Annotated in this window: 18 protein-coding genes and 2 pseudogenes; 7 read left to right on the top strand and 13 right to left on the bottom strand. The window is 56.3% G+C overall.

What is annotated here, in order from left to right; translation table 11 throughout:
• Nucleotides 1–104: 104 nt before the first annotated feature.
• Both NTD86_RS23890 and NTD86_RS23885 read right to left on the bottom strand, forming a co-directional pair.
• Nucleotides 105–1,457, bottom strand: a complete 1,353-nt coding sequence (locus NTD86_RS23890; RefSeq protein ID WP_262205850.1) for a GntP family permease — start codon at nucleotides 1,455–1,457, stop codon at nucleotides 105–107.
• 85 nt (nucleotides 1,458–1,542) lie between these two features.
• Nucleotides 1,543–2,076 carry a gluconokinase gene (locus NTD86_RS23885; RefSeq protein ID WP_262205849.1) on the bottom strand — a complete coding sequence of 178 codons (534 nt, stop codon included), beginning with the start codon at nucleotides 2,074–2,076 and terminating at the stop codon, nucleotides 1,543–1,545.
• Between the two features lie 227 nt (nucleotides 2,077–2,303).
• Here NTD86_RS23885 and NTD86_RS23880 point away from each other — a divergent pair, with 227 nt between their 5' ends.
• On the top strand, nucleotides 2,304–3,335 hold the full coding sequence (locus NTD86_RS23880; RefSeq protein WP_262205848.1) for a LacI family DNA-binding transcriptional regulator: 1,032 nt from the start codon (nucleotides 2,304–2,306) through the stop codon (nucleotides 3,333–3,335).
• A gap of 143 nt (nucleotides 3,336–3,478) precedes the next feature.
• Nucleotides 3,479–3,952 (top strand): hypothetical protein, encoded by a 474-nt coding sequence (locus NTD86_RS23875; protein WP_262205847.1) that lies wholly within the window; start codon nucleotides 3,479–3,481, stop codon nucleotides 3,950–3,952.
• Between the two features lie 122 nt (nucleotides 3,953–4,074).
• Here NTD86_RS23875 and NTD86_RS24425 read toward each other — a convergent pair.
• A pseudogene (locus NTD86_RS24425) lies at nucleotides 4,075–4,506 on the bottom strand (methyl-accepting chemotaxis protein); the annotation flags it as partial.
• 120 nt (nucleotides 4,507–4,626) lie between these two features.
• Nucleotides 4,627–5,295, bottom strand: a pseudogene (locus NTD86_RS24420) (PAS domain-containing protein); the annotation flags it as partial.
• A 501-nt stretch (nucleotides 5,296–5,796) separates the two neighbouring features.
• Between NTD86_RS24420 and NTD86_RS23865 the strand changes: the two are divergent.
• Nucleotides 5,797–6,249 carry a GNAT family N-acetyltransferase gene (locus NTD86_RS23865; protein ID WP_262205845.1) on the top strand — a complete coding sequence of 151 codons (453 nt, stop codon included), beginning with the start codon at nucleotides 5,797–5,799 and terminating at the stop codon, nucleotides 6,247–6,249.
• On the opposite strand, the gene def is transcribed toward NTD86_RS23865, so the two are convergent.
• The 3 genes from def to NTD86_RS23850 form a co-directional block, all read right to left on the bottom strand.
• Nucleotides 6,203–6,742 (bottom strand): peptide deformylase, encoded by a 540-nt coding sequence (gene def, locus NTD86_RS23860; RefSeq protein WP_262205844.1) that lies wholly within the window; start codon nucleotides 6,740–6,742, stop codon nucleotides 6,203–6,205. The two genes, NTD86_RS23865 and def, sit on opposite strands and share 47 nt — an antisense overlap.
• A 2-nt stretch (nucleotides 6,743–6,744) precedes the next feature.
• The gene (locus NTD86_RS23855) at nucleotides 6,745–7,689 is read right to left on the bottom strand and encodes a YihY/virulence factor BrkB family protein (protein ID WP_262205843.1); all 945 of its coding nucleotides are present in this window, start codon (nucleotides 7,687–7,689) and stop codon (nucleotides 6,745–6,747) included.
• Nucleotides 7,690–7,869: 180 nt separating this feature from the next.
• Complete coding sequence (locus NTD86_RS23850) at nucleotides 7,870–8,061, bottom strand: CsbD family protein (RefSeq protein ID WP_262205842.1); 192 nt, start codon at nucleotides 8,059–8,061, stop codon at nucleotides 7,870–7,872.
• Between the two features lie 198 nt (nucleotides 8,062–8,259).
• Between NTD86_RS23850 and NTD86_RS23845 the strand changes: the two genes are divergently transcribed.
• The gene (locus NTD86_RS23845; protein ID WP_262205841.1) at nucleotides 8,260–8,640 is read left to right on the top strand and encodes a hypothetical protein; all 381 of its coding nucleotides are present in this window, start codon (nucleotides 8,260–8,262) and stop codon (nucleotides 8,638–8,640) included.
• A 262-nt stretch (nucleotides 8,641–8,902) separates the two neighbouring features.
• Here NTD86_RS23845 and fadD1 read toward each other — a convergent pair whose 3' ends face one another.
• Both fadD1 and fadD2 read right to left on the bottom strand, forming a co-directional pair.
• The gene (gene fadD1 / locus NTD86_RS23840) at nucleotides 8,903–10,594 is read right to left on the bottom strand and encodes a long-chain-fatty-acid--CoA ligase FadD1 (protein WP_262205840.1); all 1,692 of its coding nucleotides are present in this window, start codon (nucleotides 10,592–10,594) and stop codon (nucleotides 8,903–8,905) included.
• Between the two features lie 359 nt (nucleotides 10,595–10,953).
• Nucleotides 10,954–12,642, bottom strand: a complete 1,689-nt coding sequence (fadD2, locus tag NTD86_RS23835) for a long-chain-fatty-acid--CoA ligase FadD2 (RefSeq protein ID WP_262205839.1) — start codon at nucleotides 12,640–12,642, stop codon at nucleotides 10,954–10,956.
• A 200-nt stretch (nucleotides 12,643–12,842) separates the two neighbouring features.
• Here fadD2 and NTD86_RS23830 point away from each other — a divergent pair, with 200 nt between their 5' ends.
• Both NTD86_RS23830 and NTD86_RS23825 read left to right on the top strand, forming a co-directional pair.
• Entirely contained in the window at nucleotides 12,843–13,787 is a 945-nt protein-coding gene (locus NTD86_RS23830; RefSeq protein WP_262205838.1) for an alpha/beta hydrolase, read from the top strand.
• 77 nt (nucleotides 13,788–13,864) lie between these two features.
• The gene (locus NTD86_RS23825) at nucleotides 13,865–14,335 is read left to right on the top strand and encodes a MaoC family dehydratase (RefSeq protein ID WP_262205837.1); all 471 of its coding nucleotides are present in this window, start codon (nucleotides 13,865–13,867) and stop codon (nucleotides 14,333–14,335) included.
• A 116-nt stretch (nucleotides 14,336–14,451) separates the two neighbouring features.
• On the opposite strand, the gene NTD86_RS23820 is transcribed toward NTD86_RS23825, so the two are convergent.
• Nucleotides 14,452–14,919, bottom strand: a complete 468-nt coding sequence (locus tag NTD86_RS23820; RefSeq protein ID WP_262205836.1) for a ferritin-like domain-containing protein — start codon at nucleotides 14,917–14,919, stop codon at nucleotides 14,452–14,454.
• A gap of 208 nt (nucleotides 14,920–15,127) precedes the next feature.
• Between NTD86_RS23820 and NTD86_RS23815 the strand changes: the two genes are divergently transcribed.
• The gene (locus NTD86_RS23815; RefSeq protein WP_262205835.1) at nucleotides 15,128–15,364 is read left to right on the top strand and encodes a DUF3820 family protein; all 237 of its coding nucleotides are present in this window, start codon (nucleotides 15,128–15,130) and stop codon (nucleotides 15,362–15,364) included.
• 113 nt (nucleotides 15,365–15,477) lie between these two features.
• Here the strand turns inward: NTD86_RS23815 and NTD86_RS23810 are convergent, their stop codons facing one another.
• The 3 genes from NTD86_RS23810 to zwf are packed head-to-tail and all read right to left on the bottom strand — an operon-like array spanning nucleotide 15,478 to nucleotide 18,330.
• Nucleotides 15,478–16,143 (bottom strand): bifunctional 4-hydroxy-2-oxoglutarate aldolase/2-dehydro-3-deoxy-phosphogluconate aldolase, encoded by a 666-nt coding sequence (locus NTD86_RS23810; protein ID WP_410017014.1) that lies wholly within the window; start codon nucleotides 16,141–16,143, stop codon nucleotides 15,478–15,480.
• A 17-nt stretch (nucleotides 16,144–16,160) separates the two neighbouring features.
• Nucleotides 16,161–16,874 carry a 6-phosphogluconolactonase gene (pgl, locus tag NTD86_RS23805; protein WP_262205833.1) on the bottom strand — a complete coding sequence of 238 codons (714 nt, stop codon included), beginning with the start codon at nucleotides 16,872–16,874 and terminating at the stop codon, nucleotides 16,161–16,163.
• Nucleotides 16,861–18,330 carry a glucose-6-phosphate dehydrogenase gene (zwf, locus tag NTD86_RS23800; protein ID WP_262205832.1) on the bottom strand — a complete coding sequence of 490 codons (1,470 nt, stop codon included), beginning with the start codon at nucleotides 18,328–18,330 and terminating at the stop codon, nucleotides 16,861–16,863. The genes pgl and zwf overlap by 14 nt, the downstream gene beginning before the upstream one ends.
• Nucleotides 18,331–18,340: the final 10 nt, after the last annotated feature.

Here is an 18,340-nt window from a genome sequence, read left to right as displayed (position 1 = left end):
GTAGCCGCTGTCGCAGGCTGCGATAAGGGCCTTGAAGGCCTTAAGCAAACGGGTCGCTGTGCAACCCTTCGCAGCCCGCGGCAACGACTACAGGTTTTTTAGGCTTAAACCACCAGCGACAGCAGCATGATGAAGATCAACGCCACGATCGACAGGATGGTTTCCATCGCGGTCCAGGTCTTGAAGGTTTCAACCACCGTCATGTTGAAGTACTGCTTCACCAGCCAGAACCCCGCATCGTTCACGTGTGACAGGATCAACGACCCCGCGCCCGTGGCCAGCACCAGCAACTCTCGGTTGACGCCCGGAATCAGATCCACCACCGGCAATACAATCCCCGCGCCGGTAATGGTCGCCACAGTCGCCGAGCCCGTCGCGATACGGATCACCGCCGCCACCAGCCACGCCAGCAGGATCGGCGAGATTTGCGCGTGAACCGCCATGTGCCCGATCACATCCCCCACGCCGCTGGCCACCAGCATCTGCTTGAAACCACCGCCCGCGCCAATGATGAAGACGATAGCTGCCGTTGGAGCCAGACTCGCGTCCAGCAATTTGAGGACGCGTTTGGAGTCGATGCCCTGCCGGGCGCCAAAGGTGTAGAGCGACAGCAATAACGCCAGCAACAGCGCACTGATCGGATGGCCGATCATGTCCATCCAGCCACGGAAGAAGTTGCCGTCCGGCAATGCCACGTCGGCAAATGTCTTGAGCAGCATCAGGAACACGGGCAGCAGCACGGTGACCAGGGTGATGCCAAAGCTCGGCAAGGAGCTGGATTCAGGCTCGCTGGCCAGTTGGTCTACCAGCTCTTTGGACGGGTTGCCTGGAATGTATTTGGAGATGAACGTCCCGTAAATCGGGCCGGCAATGATCGCGGTCGGCAAGGCAACGATCAAACCGTAGAGAATGGTTTTGCCGATATCGGCTCCGAACACCCCGATCGCCAGCAACGGGCCCGGGTGCGGCGGCACCAGGCCATGGACCGCCGACAGACCGGCCAGCAACGGAATGCCGATCTTGATCAATGACACGCCGGTACGACGGGCAACGATAAAGACCAGCGGGATCAGCAAGACAAAACCGATCTCGAAAAACAGCGGGATGCCGACCAGAAACGCCGCGAACATCATCGCCCACTGCACTCGCTCCTTGCCAAAGGCACGGATCAAGGTACGGGCAATCTGATCGGCGCCTCCTGAGTCAGCCATCATTTTGCCGAGCATCGTGCCCAGCGCCAGAATGATCCCGACAAAGCCCAGTACACCGCCAAAACCTTCCTGGAAGGACTTGAGGATCTGGTCGGTGGGCATGCCGGTGGTCAGGCCCAAAAAGGCAGAGGCGATGATCAGGGCAATAAAGGGGTGCAGCTTGAAACGAGTGATCAGTACGATCAGCCCGATGATAGTCACCACTGCGTCAACCAGCAGAAAAGTGTGTTGGGACATGCCTAGCATGGGGCGTCTCCTGCCTTGTTTTTGTTATCAAATACCAATGAACAGCGGGTGTCTGAACAGACAGCGCTGTCTTTTTGAAACAAAATCATGAAGTTGCCAATAAAGAATGTTCGCTCCACCAATCACAGGATCGGTGTGCCAACTCGTCGATATTCAAAGCCCCGGCATTCAGGGTCAGTACCAGTGGCTCCTGGCTCGGTGATTCGAGAGCATCGAACTGGCTGTCAATGAGTGTCTTGGGCATAAAGTGCCCCGGGCGATGTGCGACGCGGTCGGCGGCCACTTGCGGCGTGAGTTCCAGAAACACAAAACCCAAGCCGTCTACAGCCGCACGCAGACGCTCGCGGTAGCGCAATTTAAGCGCCGAACAGGTGAGGACCGGGCGCTGACCACGGGCAATCGCCGTGCGCAGTTCATTGCACAGAGTGTCGAGCCAGCCGGAGCGGTCTTCATCGGTCAGTGGAATACCGGCGCTCATTTTTGCAATGTTGGCCGCTGGGTGAAACGCATCGCCTTCAATCGGCGTTGCACCATTTAGTCGGCACAACGCCTGGCTCACACTGGTTTTACCGCAGCCGGCAACACCCATGATGACCAGGGCAGAGATAGGTTGGTTCATGAAACACCTCAGTCCGTAGACAGCGCTGTCTGAGCAGAGCGTTCATTTCATGAAAGCAAAGCACAAGGACCAGGCTACCGACGTCAATTTCTCATTTTTATGGGGAGACGCCGTGACGCTCTCGACATACAACGATATTGGATGGTCCTACAGACAATTAGGCAATTGCCGACAGACTAGGACAGCGCTACCTTAGTGACTTGTTTTTTGTTTGGCAAGCCGCCCTGATGACCACCTCTAAAAACGATAAAAACCCCCGCACCACGGGACGCCCGACCCTTAATGAGGTGGCCCGATTGGCCGGCGTCAGCCCGATTACCGCCTCCCGAGCCTTGCGTGGCATCAGCAGTGTGGCCACAGATCTGGCCGAAAAAGTGCGCCAGGCGGCCGACGAACTGAACTACGTGGTCAACCCGGCCGCTCGGGCACTGGCGTCGGCGCAAAGCCATTCGGTGGTGGTGCTGGTGCCCTCGCTCTCCAACTTGCTGTTTATCGACACCCTCGAAGCCATCCATGAGGTATTGCGCCCCAAAGGCTTTGAAGTACTGATCGGTAATTATCACTACTCGCGCGATGAAGAAGAAAACCTGCTGCGCAACTACATGGCCTACCAGCCGCGTGGCCTGCTGCTGACCGGCTTTGACCGCACCGAGAGCTCGCGACGCATGATTGAGGCGAGCAACACCCCCTGTGTGTACATGATGGAGCTGGACGCGGGTGCCGGCCTTAACTGCGTCGGTTTTTCGCAATTGAAGGCGGGGGAAACCGCGGCCCAACACTTGATCTCACGCGGGCGTCGACACTTGGCATACATCGGTGCGCAACTTGACCAGCGCACTCTCTTGCGCGGCGAAGGCTATCGTCGCGCCTTGCAGGAGGCCGGGCTGTACAACCCTGACCTTGAAGTGCTGACCCCGCGCCCTTCTTCCGTGGGCCTGGGCGGCGAGCTGTTCCTGCAACTACTGGCCACTCACCCGCAAGTGGACGCGATTTTTTTCGGCAACGACGACCTTGCCCATGGCGCCCTGCTGGAAGCTGCCCGCACCGGGATCAAAATCCCCGAACAAATCTCCATCCTGGGCTTTAACGACCTGCCATCTTCGGAATTTATGGTGCCGCGCCTGAGCAGTATTCGTACACCACGTGAAGCCATAGGCCGTCGTGCTGCCGAACAGATGCTCACCTTGATGGCTGGAAACAAAGTGCCGCAGCCGGTACAGGACATGGGCTTTGAGTTGAGGCTGCGCGAAAGCACCTGAAATCGCCGCCGAGCGGCAATAGTTGACCGCTCCTGCCTCCTCCTAACTTGCCGCCCAGGCTGCAGCCCTCTGAAAACGCGGGGTGCAAACTGGGCACAGTTATTGCCCTACTCATCGGCATCACCTTTCAGAGGGGCACACTCATGTTGATTAACACGCAGCATATTTCTGCAATCCAAAAGAGCCAGCGCACCGACCTGGACCCGGCCAACGCAGCGGCCAGCGCGTTGTACAGCGCCGCACAGCAAAATGCCCAGCAGGTACCGAACATCCAGGCGACCCCGGCTTCTGTGGCAGGTGTGACGCAAGCAGATAACGTCAACGCCGCCTTCGCCAAGACCCGGGTCATGTTGCAGGCCAGCGCATCCAGCACAGCGACAAAGCCCTCGGCCACCGATGAATTCAAGGACTACATGAGCAAGTCGCCTGCACAGCGGATTCGCGAGCAGCTTCTCAAGGAAATGGGCCTGACCGAGGAGGATGTAAACGCCATGCCGCCTGAGAAACAGCAGGCGATCTCAGACCAGATCACCGCGCTCATGCAGCAAAAAGATGCGATCAAGCAGGCAGCCGCCCAGCAGCAGGTTGCTGAAAAACGCTCGGCCGAGTTGGTGTAACCGTACGTTTTGAATCAAAAGCCCGGTGGCTGAAGGGCTTTTTGGGAGCGAGCATTGCTCGCAATGCTGGCGGCGCGGGCTGACCGTTTCTTCGCGCCGACTCAATCGCCGGCAAGCCCGCCCTAACTGATCTGCAGCGTGGAATTGAACTGGCTGATGGCGTCAACCACATGCCTTGAGCCTTGCTGAATCTCCAGAATCGCCTCCCCTGCCTCATTGGCCAGCGACACGCCCAGCCCGGTCCGGCTCAAGCTGGATTGCATGCTGGTCACTGCACTTAACGACAAGTCATGGTTTTTACGCACCACCTCGACGATTTCAACTGTCGCCGCGCTGGTACGCGCCGCGAGGCTCCTGACCTCGTCGGCCACCACCGCAAAACCGCGACCATGCTCACCCGCCCTCGCCGCTTCAATGGCCGCATTGAGCGCTAACAGGTTGGTCTGGTCGGCGATACCGCGAATGGTCTGGACGATCTTGCCGATGATTTCGGATTGTTTACTCACGGCATCGATGCTACTGGCGGCTTCGTTGAGGTCCTTGGAAATGGCCTCTATGGTTTGCACCGTTTGTTGAACCACTTGTGAGCCTTTCTGTGCACAGGCGTCGTTTTGCACAGAGGTCGCATGGGCCGATTCGGCAGCCGTTTGCAGGTTACTGACTTGCGCCGTGATGTCGCTGGCAAACTTCACTACTTTGTACAGCCGCCCCTTGGCATCGAAAATCGGGTTGTACGAAGCCTCCAGATAAACCGTGTGACCATACTTATCAACCCGCTCAAAGCGCCTTGAATGGTACTCGCCGCGATTGAGCGACTCCCAGAACGCTTTGTAGCCCGCAGATTCGGCCTCACTGCGCCGGCAGAACATGCTGTGATGCTGGCCCACGATGTCTGCCAACGAATAATGCAGGGTATTGAGAAAGTTTTGGTTGGCGGTGATGACTCGACCATCAGGTGAAAACTCGATCATGGCCATGGAGCGGCTCAAGGCATTCACAATGCTCTGGTTTTCATGCTCTTTATTGATCCGGTCCGTGATATCGGCAGCCACTTTCAACACGCTACTCACCTGCCCGCTGGCATCAGTAATCGGCATGTAGCTGGCTTCCAGCCAAATCTCGCGCCCGGCCTTGTTGAGCCGAGAAAACGTACCGCTCAGCGGCGCACCGCTGGCCAGGCTTTTCCAGAATTGCGCATATTCAATTGACCGCTGGTAAGCGTCTTCGCAAAAAAGACGGTGATGCTTGCCGCGGATTTCGTCGAGGGTATAGCCCGTCGCTCGGCAAAAATTGTCGTTGGCCTCAAGAATGATCCCTTCAGGGGTGAACTCGATAATGGCCATTGAACGACTGACAGCCATTAGCTTGGCCTTCATCTCCTCCAAAGAACAATTTAGGCGCTGATTCTCGAGCAGGTCGGCTTTGCGACGCGAATTAAACATGACTCAACCCCTGACGGTGCTGTCTTGTGATGACGTTTAGTGTTCAAGGCACAACAAAACCTCGCCTAAGTAACGCTTTATGTCTGTATTACAACTTTTCAGGGGAAACGCCGCTCTATATACGGACCCCTTGGACGCAAAGCATAGACACGCCTAAACAGGGTGCAAGCCAATTGCCAGCAAGGAGCGACGAAACGCATGGCATCAGGTGCCTGGGCAGGCTGAAAACACTGGGTTTCGCGGTTTTGGCATTAACATTTAGTTAAACATCATGATTCAAAACTAAACCCGGAGCGCATTTTTAAAGTCCGGATAAACAGGCAAATCAATACCTGGCGACAGACTTAAATGATTCAGCGCTTTGTATATACTGCGCGCCCGTTATCAACGCCCGTGGACTTCATGACCGCCTTTGTTTATACCCCACTCGAAGCACCGTTGTGGCCATTGATGAACAAGTTTTACCGCGCTCATCAGTCATCGATGAAAGCGAGTAAAGATGCGCAACTGTGGGTGGCACGCGAGGAAGAGATCATCGCTGGGCTGTGCCTGCGCGCAATGGCTCAGGGCTTTTGGTTGACCGGGTTGTTTGTCGCACCTGCGTGGCGAGGGCAAGGCGTCGCCGCGGCCCTGGTGAAGGCTGCTGTGTCCACATGCGAGGGGCCAGTGTGGTTGTTCTGTGATCCGCAGTTGCAAGGGTTCTATGAGCGTCTGGGCTTTTGCCTGGCGGCAGACTTGCCCTATGTGCTGCATGAGCGGCTGGTTCGCTATCAACGCAACAAGGCGATGATAGCGATGAGCCTTGAACCTACTCTTGAGTGCCCGCAGCCAGTTCCGGAAACAGCACTTCAGTAAAGCCGAACTTGTTGAAGTCCTTGATGCGTGACGGGTACAGACGACCGATCAAGTGATCGCATTCGTGCTGCACGACCCGCGCATGAAAACTGTCTGCAACACGCACGATCGGGTCTCCCTTGGGGTCGAAACCTTCGTAGCGGATCTTCTCGAAGCGCTCGACCACCCCCCGTAGCCCAGGCACTGACAAGCAGCCTTCCCAGTCCTCTTCAACCGCCGGGCTCAACGGGGTGATCAGCGGATTGATCAGAATGGTCTGCGGCACAGGCTCAGCATCCGGGTATCGTTCACTGTGTTCGAAACCAAAGATCACCAGTTGCAGGTCAACGCCGATCTGTGGTGCCGCCAGGCCGACACCCCCGGCGTGCTCCATGGTCTGCAGCATGTCGTCGATCAGTTGCCAGAGTTCTGGCGTGTCAAACAGCTCGGGAGGCACTGGCTTGGCTACCCGCAGCAGGCGCTCATCACCCATTTTCAAAATTTCACGAATCATAATCAGGCTTCATCTGAAGTGGATTTAAGGGAGTGGTCGCGCCCAAGCCCGGACACATGCGGTGTGTCTTCGGACTCGTCGAAGGTTTTCTCACCCGGATCTTTGCCTTCAGCTGACATGTGCTCGATAACAGCGTTCATTTCAGCCCCCAACAGCAATACGGCTGACGAAATATAGAAATACAGCAACAGCACGATGATCGCCCCGATGCTGCCATACATCGCGTTGTAATCGGCGAAGGTTTTCACATAAAACGCAAAGCCCAATGACGCCGCGATCCAGACCACCACGGCCAGTACCGAGCCTGGCGTAATAAAGCGAAACTTCTGCTCCACATCGGGCATGACGTAATAAATGACCGCCACGGCCACCATCATCAGCAGGATGATCACCGGCCAGCGCAGGATGGTCCACAGGGTGACCACAAATTCCTCAAGCCCCACCTGCCCCGCCAGCCAGCCCATGACTTGCGGCCCCAGCACCATCAGTGCGGCAGCGGCGAGCAGCATTCCGGCAATGCCGATGGTGTAAAAGATCGACAGCGGGAAACGCTTCCAGACAGGCCGGCCTTCAACCACGTCGTAGGCCGCATTCATGGCACTCATCATCAAGCGCACGCCAGCCGAAGCTGTCCACAGCGCGACGACAATACCAAATGACAGCAAGCCCCCCTTCGATTGCTCCAACTGGTCAATCACCGGGTTTACCTGCTCCAGTGCTTGGGGAGGCAACACTAACTCTGACTGCAAACGCAGCCAGCTGAAAAAGTCGGGCAGATGCAAAAAGCCGATCAATGCAATTAAAAACAGGATGAACGGAAACAGCGAGAAGAGCATTTGGTAGGCCAGGGCCGAGGCGTAGGTGGACATTTCATCGTCGATGAATTCTTTGACCGTACGCACCAACACTTTGCCTAACGGCAGGCCATTCAAGACCGGAAAAATCATAGCGTCTCCTTTCGCCGCTTATAAATTGAGTTCGACACCCCCTTTGTCACGGGGCCAGGCCGGAGGGTTGTACCTCAAAAGTAGTTCAATTGGCGACCGTGGAAACCCTTCTCAAGCGCCACCCCCACAAAAACGGCCACCTCCTGGATGGCCGTATCGGGTCGATGATGAAGAAACAGATCAAGCCTTATCGACGGTTTTCTTCACTGCATCTTTAGCTTTTCCGACAGTCTGCTGCCCTTCGCCCTTCAGCTCTTGGGCTTTACCTTCTGCACGCAGCTTGTCGTTGTCGGTCGCTTTACCCACCGCTTGTTTGACATTACCTACTGCTTCGTTCGCCATGCCTTTGATCTTATCGCCAGTGCTGCTCATGGGATTTCTCCTGATGAAAGTTCGGATGTCAGTTTTGACACATCGGTTGACCCGAGGACTTCATCCAGAGTTTCATTTATTTTCTGTGGCTCATTTCGTCGCGGCATGCAGGTTGAGCTTTATGTTTACTCGCTAACCCCCGAGAATGCGCAACGTATTCAGGGCATGGCGCTGAAGATCCGCAATTGTAGGAAGGTTATGAAACTCGATAAAAAGCAGGCCATCGCCCGCAGAAACCAGGAACTCGGCGGCGCAGTGCTGGGCGTCAATAACAGCCATTTCGCCACATTGAACACCAACAAGAATATTTGGTGGTTCGATATTCCGCTGGCCCGCCTGGCGATCGGCCAATACGAATGGGTCCACTTGTTGCTGCATACCCCGAGCACCGATGAGTTGCTGCACTTGAAGGTCACCACCGCATTCTTGCGTGAGAAACGCGAAGGCATGGTGGTCCGGGCGACGCACAAACGTACGCCGACCATGAGCCTGGAGCTGAGCGCGGACAAAGACTCCTTCCTGCAGGACGTGCGCCCTGCAGGCTCTGGCGTCAATTTTGCGCAGTTTGTGCAGAAGTAATTGAGTTTGCCTCCCCTGTAGAAAAAGCCACCCCGTCTTCGATGCCGCGCTGTCGCGCGGCCAACAGGCCACCGAGCATCTGCCGCTTTACCCAATCGGTCCCCTCTCCTTCGGGAGAGTCCCATGGAGGTGTTCTTGATTTGAGTGAGCAAAAGCCAGATCAAGAGATCGCAAGACAAGCCCACGCCTACAGAGGGGTGTGCAGCCGCTGCAAAAACAACAAAGCCCCGCACTGCGGGGCTTTGTTGTTTCCAGGCCGGTATTACTTTTTAAGACCCAGCTTTTTCAGCTCTTCATCGCGCAATTCGCGACGCAAGATCTTGCCCACGTTGGTGGTCGGCAGGCTCTCGCGGAACTCGATGAGTTTCGGCGCCTTGTAGGCCGTCAGGTTGGCCCGCATGTGCGCCATCACCTGTTCTTTGGTGAGGGTCATGCCTGGCTTGACCACGATAAAGACCTTGATCAGCTCACCGGTTTTCTCATCAGGAATACCAATCGCCGCCGACTGCAACACGCCAGGCAGCGAAGCCATGACGTCTTCCAGCTCATTGGGATACACGTTGAAGCCCGACACCAGGATCATGTCTTTTTTGCGGTCCACGATGCGCATGTAGCCATCAGGCTGAATCAACGCAATGTCACCCGATTTCAACCAGCCTTCGCTGTCAATGATCTCGGCGGTGGCCTCTGGGCGCTCCCAGTATCCTTTCATGACCTGCGGGCCTTTGATGCACAGCTCGCCAATTTCACCGAGCGGCAGTTCTTCTCCGGCATCGTTGATCACTTTGCACAGGGTCGAAGGCATCGGAATACCGATGGTCCCAATCTGGATGTGCTGGATCGGGTTGACCGACGCCACAGGGCTGGTTTCAGTCATGCCATACCCTTCACACACTGGCGAGCCGGTCACGGTCTTCCAGCGTTCGGCCACCGACAACTGCAATGCCATACCGCCCGACAAGGTGACCTTGAGGGCCGAGAAGTCCAGCTTGCGGAAGGCTTCGCTATTGCACAGTGCAATAAACAAGGTATTGAGCCCCACAAAACCGGAGAACTTCCACTTGGACAGTTCCTTGACCATCGCCGGCAGATCACGCGGGTTGCTGATCAAGACGTTGTGGTTGCCCAGCAACATCATCGCCATGCAGTGAAAGGTAAACGCGTAGATGTGATACAGCGGCAAAGGCGTGATCAGGATTTCACAGCCTTCATTGAGGTTTGAGCCCATCAACGCCTTGCACTGCAGCATGTTGGCGATCAAGTTGCGGTGCGTGAGCATCGCGCCCTTGGCCACACCGGTGGTTCCCCCGGTGTATTGAAGCACGGCAACATCGCTGCTCAGCGGGTTGGCTTCCTTGACCGGCTGGCCGTGGCCCTTGCTCATGATGTCGTTGAACTTGATGGCTTTGGGCAAGTGATACGCCGGGACCATTTTCTTCACGTACTTGATCACGCTGTTGATCAGCACACGCTTGAAGGGCGACAGCAAGTCAGCCACTTCTGTGACGATCACATGCTTGACCGAGGTCTTGGGCACGACCTTTTCGGCCAGGTGCGCCATGTTGGCCAGGCACACCAGCGCCTTGGCGCCCGAGTCATTGAATTGGTGTTCCATTTCCCGCGCGGTGTACAGCGGGTTGGTGTTAACCACGATCAAACCGGCGCGGATGGCTCCGAACACAGCGATCGGGTATTGCAACAGGTTGGGCAGTTGTACGGCGATACGATCGCCAGGTTGCAGGTCGGTGTGCTGTTGCAACCAGGCTGCAAAGGCGCCTGAAAGCTCGTAAAGCTCACCGTAGGTGATGGTTTTACCGAGGTTGCTGAACGCCGGCTTGTCGGCGAAACGTTGGCAAGATTGGCGCAATACCGTCTGAATATTTGGGTATTCGTCAGGATTGATTTCAGCAGCAATCCCAGCTGGGTACTTATCCTTCCAAAAGTCTTCAATCATGGAAGCCCACTCCTCAGCGTCGCGAATTCTTCACCGCATTTTATGCGGTTATTATTTGTTTGATTTTTGTAATGGAAATTCTGGCTTTATTACTTGCCGAGAAGTCACAAAGCGCGCCGAGAGTAGCAGCTTTGCCAAAGGCCGCCTAGAGCCAAAAAAGGGGCTTTGCGTCACTTTTCTGACTGTCCTACAATCCTAAGTCATCATTAGAGCCAAAACTCTATTTTCGTCAAAACCTCTCTAAACAAGGGTTTACAGCGCAATAGACACCGTTTTCAAGGCCCTGTTCTATGGTTTCAGCCCCCCAAGAAAAAAAGCCCGCCAGCCGCTGGCGGGCGCCTGTCGCCTGCCTGAACGAATCAGGCGATGTCACGCAACTCTCGCCGCAGGATCTTGCCAACCGGACTCATGGGCAGTGAATCCCGGACCACAATCTGCTTGGGTACTTTGTAGCCAGTGAAATTATCCTTGCAGTACACCTTGAGCTCTTCAACGCTCACTCCGCCTGCACGTGGCACCACGAACAACTTGACGGCTTCGCCTGTACGTTCGTCGGGGACACCGATAACGGCGCAGTTCGCCACCTTGGGATGGGCCATCACAATGTCTTCGATTTCATTGGGGTACACATTGAAACCCGAGACGATGATCAGGTCTTTCTTACGGTCCACGATGCGTACAAAACCATCAGGATCGATCACTGCTACATCGCCGGTCTTGAACCAGCCCTCGGCATCTAGCACTTCGGCCGTGGCCTCTGGGTTTTTCCAGTACCCCTTCATCACTTGCGGGCCTTTGACACACAACTCGCCGCGTTCCCCAAGCCCCAGTTCAACCCCGTCATCGTTGATGACTTTCATGATTGCCCCCGGCACCGGCATGCCCACCGTCCCAAGACGGGCGAGAATGCCGTAGGGGTTGGTGCTGGCCACCGGTGAGGTTTCCGTGAGGCCATAGCCCTCGACGATACGACACCCTGTGAGCCGCTCCCAACGCTCAGCCGTGGCCTTGACCAACGCCGTGCCGCCCGAGTTGGTGAGCTTGAGCGAGGAGAAGTCCAGGGTCTTGAAATCGGGGTGATCCATCAGCGCCACAAACAGGGTATTCAGGCCCAGAAAAGCTGTGAACCGCCAGTTTTTCAGCTCCTTGATGAAGCCTTTGATGTCACGCGGATTGGTGATCAGGATGTTGTGATTACCGGTCACCATCATGCACATGCAATTGGCGGTGAAAGCATAGATATGGTAGAGCGGCAACGGCGCCACCATGATCTCCTGACCTTCCTTGAGCAGTGGCAAACCGTCTTCCGCATGCTGGGACAGGCAGGCGCGGATCTGCTGCATGTTGGCCACCAGATTGCCGTGGGTCAGCATCGCGCCCTTCGGCAAGCCCGTAGTGCCACCGGTGTACTGCAAGACGGCGATGTCATCGAGCCTCACTTGCAAAGGCCGCAGTGCATGCCCCGCGCCCTGCTCCAGGACCTTTTTAAAGGGAATGGCCTGGGGGACTCGGTAAGCCGGCACGAGCTTTTTCACCTTATCGACCACCAGATTGGTGACCCAGCCTTTTACCGCGGGCATCAGGTCACCCATTTTGGCTTCGATCAGGTACTCGATCTGGATGTCCTCAAGCACTTCCTGCACGCGCTTGCCAAACATATTGAGGTAAACCAGCCCGCGAATGCCGGCACTCTTGAACTGATGGCGCATTTCACGCGAGGTATACAACGGGTTGGTGTTGACGACGACCAGCCCCGCGCGCAACGCACCGAAGACGGCAATCGGGTATTGCAGGATATTGGGCATCTGTACAGCAATGCGGTCACCGGGCACCAGCGTGGTGTGCTGCTGCAGATAACCGGCGAAGGCCGCACTGAGACGGTCCAGTTCGCCATAGGTAAGGGTTACGCCCAGGTTGCTGAAGGCGGGCCGGTCTGCAAAGGTCTTGCAGGAGCGCTCGAAGACATCCACCACGGACGCGAAGGCGGTCATATCAATGTCCAGCGGTACGCCAGCAGGACGTTTGTCGTTCCAGAAATCAGGTTGCATTGTTTTTATCCTCTTACCTGAGCACGTCTGGCTGCATGTGAAATGCAGGAAAAGCACAGCATCCGGACGTTAACAGTTATCAAGTAGTAGGCAAATAAAGCGATCTTCGCCATTTACATCTTGAATCTTATTACTGTGATTTCGACGGTGATGCCGTTAATGCGCTATACACTGCTACGACACCGCGTAAAGGAACTGTCATGAACCACGAAACCTTCTGGCTGGATGCGAATGACCGAGCACGGCTTTTCGTCAACCAGTGGCTGCCTGAAGGCAAGCCCAAGGCCATGATTCTGTTGGCGCATGGCATGGCGGAACACAGTGGGCGCTACGCGCGTTTGGGTCAGGCCTTGAGCGCAGCCGGTTTCGGGCTGTACGCCCATGACCAGCGCGGCCATGGCAAGACCGCTGAACAGGGCACGCTGGGCTATTACGCTGACGAAGACGGCTGGTGCACCGTGGTCAGCGACCTTGCCAACCTCAACCGGCACATGGGCCAGGCGTATCCGGGCACGCCTATTTTTGTCCTCGGTCACAGCATGGGCAGTTACATCGCCCAGGCGTACCTGCTTCATCACAGTGCCAGCGTGCAGGGCGCGATCCTCAGTGGCTCGAATTTTCAGAACGTTGCGCTGTACCGCAGCGCCAGCCTGATTGCTCGCTTCGAGCGCTGGCGCCAAGGCCCCAAGGGTCGCAGCGCGTTGATCGAGTGGCTGTCCTTTGGCTCCTTCAATAAAGCCTTCAAACCCAACCGTACACGCTTTGACTGGCTAAGCCGTGACCCGCAAGAAGTCGATGCCTACGCCCGTGATCCCTTGTGCGGATTTCGCTGCACCAATCAGCTGTGGATCGACCTGCTCGGTGGCTTGCAGCAAATCAGCAAAGCGTCCAATCTCAGGCAGATTGACGCTTCTGTGCCTGTGCTGGTGATCGGCGGCACCTGTGACCCCGTCAGTGAAGGCAAGCGTCTCGTAGACCTGAGCACTGCATTACGCAAGGCAGGGCTTCAGGAGGTGCAACTCAACCTCTACCCCCATGCCCGGCACGAGCTTTTTAATGAAACCAACCGCGACGATGTGACAGCGGATGTCATTGAATGGCTGAATCAGGCACTAAGCCGCCCACGCCCGCCAAGAAGCGAATAAACGGGCCACTTTATTTTGTAAAAAGTCTTTAAAATCAGATCTTTAAAACCAATCACCCGTCACAGGACATGCGCTAGATGACACAGGTTACCAACACCCCGTACGAAGACCTCGAAGTCGGCCAGACTGCCAGCTACAGCAAAACCGTCGAAGAGCGCGATATTCAGCTTTTTGCGGCCATGTCTGGCGACCACAACCCGGTGCACCTCGACCCTGAATTTGCTGCGGCCACGATGTTCAAGGAACGCATTGCCCACGGCATGTTCAGCGGTGCACTGATCAGCGCTGCCGTGGCATGCGAACTGCCTGGCCCGGGGACAATCTATGTGGGTCAGCAAATGAGCTTTCAGAAGCCGGTCAAAATCGGGGACACCCTGACCGTGCGCCTGGAAATCCTCGAAAAGCTGCCAAAATTTCGTGTGCGCATTGCTACCCGCGTGTTTAACCAGCGCGAAGAAATCGTGGTCGATGGCGAAGCCGAGATCATTGCGCCCCGCAAGCAACAGACCGTGAACCTGCCGGTACTGCCAGCCATCAGCATTGGCTGATTAAACGCAAAACGCAGAAGCGGGCTTGCCCGCGATGCCAACCTTGCAGTCGTTTTGAGACCGCGTTGAGGCTATCGCGAGCAAGCCCGCTTCTGCAGTAGCTTCAAGTCACTGCATTAAGCGCGAGCACGCGCCTGGTTACGCAGTGCCTTGACCTGATCGTGATTGCGTTGCACGTTCTGAAACTGACGCTCAACCAGATCACGAATGCCTACCAGGTTGTGCTTGTTGATTTTTTCGAGCGCTTCTTTATAAGCCTTCAGTGCATGGTCTTCGCCGCGCTCGGCTTCGTTGAGGACGGCCTCCTCGCCTTTGCCGGTAAAGATCGACTTCACATCGACCCAACGACGGTGCAGGTCCCCGGCCACGCTGGTAGTGGTCTCTGGGTCACCGCCCAATTTGCGCACTTCTGTCTGCAGTTCTGCAGCGGCTGTGCCGCAATCGGCCGAGCGCTTCACGAACAGCGCCTTGAGTTCGGCGTTCTTGATATCTTCGGCGCAGCTCTTGAAACCTTCCTGGCCGTCTTTGCTGGTTTCGATCAAATCGTTCAGGACAGAGATGGCTTCTTTATTAAGGTCAGTCATTTTTCAATTCCTTGCTGAGTTGAGGATCGTGCGTTAGAGGTTGCAGTCCTCGTGCCAGCTTGCGAATTAAAAATAAATCCATACAAAACAACAAATTAAGTTATTTAAAAGAATTCAGCACCGGTCTATTTGCATGATCTGTCATTTGGCCTGCATGCAAAATGCCTGTATTTTTCTTCGTCTGGCTGCACGCATTGAAGGTCGTGGAATGAACCCTGAAAAACTTGAACTGCTGGTCACCCAGCAAATGCCGTTTGGCAAATACAAAGGTCGAGTGATCGCCGACCTGCCCGGCCCCTATTTGAACTGGTTTGCCCGTGAAGGCTTTCCCAAAGGGGAGCTGGGAGGTTTGCTGGCACTGATGCAGGAAATCGATCACAACGGTCTGTCAGACCTGCTGGACCCGTTGCGGGCCAAGCATGGCAAGCCCAAACCGCGCCACTAGGAACACGCCAGAAACTCATCGGCGGTTACAACCACCCCAATTTGCGGGCAAAAAAAAGGTGCGCCGACCAAGCGCACCAAAAACCGTAGAACACACAACAAATTCGTCGTTAATCAGTCCAGCAAGGCCAATGCCTCGGCGGTGCATTCCTGAATACGTGCCCAGTCACCGTTCTTGACCCACTCGCTGTCGAGCATCCAGCTACCGCCCACGCACATCACGTTTTTCAACGCCATGTAGTTGCGGATGTTCGCCGGGCCCACGCCACCGGTCGGGCAGAATTTCACTTCGCCGAAAGGGCCACCCAAGGCTTTGATGGCCGCGACGCCACCGCTGACTTCAGCCGGAAACAGCTTGAAACGGCGGTAACCCAGGCCATAGCCTTCCATGATGCCCGAGGCATTGCTGATACCCGGCAACAGCGGAATATCGCTGGCCACACTGGCTTCAAGCAGGTCACGGGTAATACCCGGGGTGACGATAAACTGCGAACCAGCCGCTTCGGCTGCCGCCAGCATCTGGCGATCCAGAATAGTACCTGCACCCGTCACCAGCTCTGGACGCTGATCACGCAGTACCCGGATAGCCTCCAGGCCAAACTCAGAACGCAAGGTGACTTCCAGGGCCGTCAGGCCACCCGCCGCCAGCGCATCGGCCAACGGCAGAATGTCCTGCTTACGCGCAATGGTAATCACCGGCAGAATGCGCGCCTTGGCGCACAATTCGTCGAGCAGGGCGACTTTATCCGCCATCGAGACGTTGGCAATGCGTGTTGTCATGGCAGCTGATCCTTGGCTCATGGGCACCAGTAAATCTCTAACGTAGGTTGCAGAAAGGCACGAATAGGCAGGGCAGCAATGTCGGTGCCCGCCAACGCATCGTTTAGGGTGTTCAATTTGGACTGCCCGCTAATCGACAGAACCTTGGTTTTCGCACTCGCCAACAGACTGCGGCTCATGCTCAAACGCTGATGCGGGACGGTCGGCGCCAGCATCGGCCAGCAACGACGGGGGTTATCCAGTTGCAACGCTTCAACCAGGTGAGGGCTGTTGGGGAACAACGAAGCGGTGTGACCGTCATCGCCCATGCCCAGAATCAGCACATCGATCGCTGGTAATTCGGCCAGCAAGTCATTCGCTTGATTCGCCGCCTCATCAAGGTTGCTCGCAGCGTTGTACAAGCCCACGAAGCGCGCCTTGGCAGCCGGGCCATGAAGCAAATGTTTTTTCAGCAAGCCGGCATTACTGTCAGCATGCTCCACCGGCACCCAGCGTTCATCAGCCAGGCTGACCACCACCTTCGACCAGTCCAGCGGCTGCTTGATCAAGCTCTGGAAAAAAGCCACAGGGCTGCGGCCACCCGACACAACCAGCGTTGCCACGCCCCGCTGGGCAATGGCTTCGTTCAACTGTTCAGCCACTTTAAGGGCCAGCCCTTCGGCCAGTACCTCCGGGCTCTTGAAGGTGTGCGCCGTGACACCTTGCGGCAGTTTCAAATCAGATATCGCCATACCAAGACCTCCCGTCCCGGGTAATCAGTGCAATGGAGCTCATCGGCCCCCAGGAGCCCGCCGCGTAAGGCTTAGGCACATCGCCCGACTTTTTCCAGCCCGCGATCAACTGGTCGCACCACTTCCAGGCTGCTTCGATTTCATCTTTACGGACAAACAGGTTCTGGTTGCCGCGCATCACTTCAAGCAACAGACGCTCATAAGCATCCGGAATACGCGCGCTGCGATAGGTGTCGGAGAAGTTCAGCTGCAACGGGCCGCTACGCAGGTGCATGCCTTTGTCCAGGCCTTGGTCCTTGGTCATCACGCGCAAGGAGATGCCTTCGTCCGGCTGCAAGCGGATGATCAGTTTGTTGCCGATTTGCAGGCGCTGCTCCGGAGCGAAGATGTAGTGCGACGGCTCCTTGAAGTGGATCACGATCTGCGACAGCTTCTGTGGCATGCGTTTGCCGGTGCGTAGGTAAAACGGCACACCCGCCCACCGCCAGTTGCGAATATCCGCCCGCAGTGCGACAAAAGTTTCGGTGTCGCTCTGGGTGTTGGAGTTTTCTTCTTCAAGGTAACCCGGCACCGACTGGCCTTCGCTGTAACCGGCAATGTACTGGCCGCGTACCACTTGGGTGGTCAGGCCTTCGGCGCTGATGGGCGCCAGCGCCTTGAGCACTTTGACTTTCTCGTCACGAATGCTGTCTGCCGACAGGTCCGCGGGCGGGTCCATGGCGATCAGGCAGAGCAACTGCAACAAGTGGTTCTGGATCATGTCGCGCAGCTGACCAGCCTTGTCGAAGTAGCCCCAGCGCCCCTCAATGCCGACTTTCTCGGCCACGGTAATTTCAACGTGGGAGATGTAGCGCTGGTTCCACTGGGTTTCGAACAGGCTGTTGGCAAAGCGCAGGGCAATCAGGTTTTGAACGGTCTCTTTGCCCAAATAGTGGTCGATGCGGTAGACACGGTTCTCAGGGAAAAACTGCGCCACCGCATCGTTGACCTTGCGCGACGACTCAAGGTCCGAGCCGATGGGTTTTTCCAGCACCACACGGGTGTTGTCAGCCAGCCCGACCTTGGACAGATTCTCGCAAATGGCACCGTACACGGCTGCTGGCGTAGCGAAGTAAGCGATGAGTCGCTGTTCGGTTCCGGCCAGTTCAGCCAGCGGCAGGTAATCTTCTTCCTGGAGGAAATCCACATGCAGATAGCTCAAGCGCGCCAGGAAGCGTGCGAGCGCTTTGTCTTCGATTTCCTTGGCACCGACATACTGGCGCAATTGGCTGTCGATGTGCGCCAGGTGCGTCAACGCATCGCCCGGCTCACGGGCCAGCGCCAGGATGCGCGTGTCGGCATGCAGCAAGCCGGCACGGTCCAGTTGGTATAAGGCAGGGAACAATTTGCGCAAGGCCAGATCGCCCAGGGCGCCGAACAAGGCAAAGGTGCACGGTTCAACCGTAATCGAAGGCATGATGTTTGTT

The organism is Pseudomonas sp. 7P_10.2_Bac1, from assembly GCF_025465935.1.
Taxonomy (GTDB): domain Bacteria; phylum Pseudomonadota; class Gammaproteobacteria; order Pseudomonadales; family Pseudomonadaceae; genus Aquipseudomonas.
The sequence above is the reverse complement of the archived record's forward strand: the minus strand, read 5'-3'. Positions and strand labels throughout refer to the sequence as shown.